Genomic DNA, 473 nt, shown 5'->3' with positions numbered 1-473 from the left:
GAAGGGCGGCGATCTCGGCTTCAAGTCGCCGAGCGCGCTGCCGGCCGACGTCGTCGAGGCCGCGTCGAAGCTGCGCCCGGGCCAGGTCAACCCGACGCTGATCCGCGTGCCGGACGGCTTCGAGATCGTGCGCCTCGTCGATCGCCGCCAGAGCCAGGGCGCGAGCGCCGCGGCGCCGAAGATCGTCCAGACGCACGTGCGCCACATCCTGCTGCGCGTCGGCGAAGGCAAGTCGGAAGGCCAGGCGCGTCAGCAACTCGTTGACATCCGCAACCAGGTCGAGGCCGGCGGCGATTTCGCGAAGTTCGCGCGCACCTACTCGCAGGACGGGTCGGCGTCGCAGGGCGGCGATCTCGGCTGGATCAGCCCGGGCGAGACCGTGCCGGAATTCGAGCGTGCGATGAACAACCTGCAGGACGGCCAGATCAGCCAGCCGATTCGTACCGAGTACGGCTACCACCTGATCCAGGTGC

General features: G+C 69.3%; 1 protein-coding gene. It reads left to right on the top strand.

What is annotated here, in order from left to right; translation table 11 throughout:
• Window positions 1–473 (top strand): peptidylprolyl isomerase (locus M3195_RS16705; RefSeq protein ID WP_251589219.1); only part of this gene is annotated, 473 nt, incomplete at both ends.

The sequence above is a fragment of the Microbacterium hydrocarbonoxydans genome (assembly GCF_023715885.1).
Classification (GTDB): Bacteria; Actinomycetota; Actinomycetes; order Actinomycetales; family Microbacteriaceae; genus Microbacterium; species Microbacterium hydrocarbonoxydans_C.
Note: the sequence above shows the minus strand (reverse complement) of the source record. Positions and strands in the feature narration are given on the sequence as shown.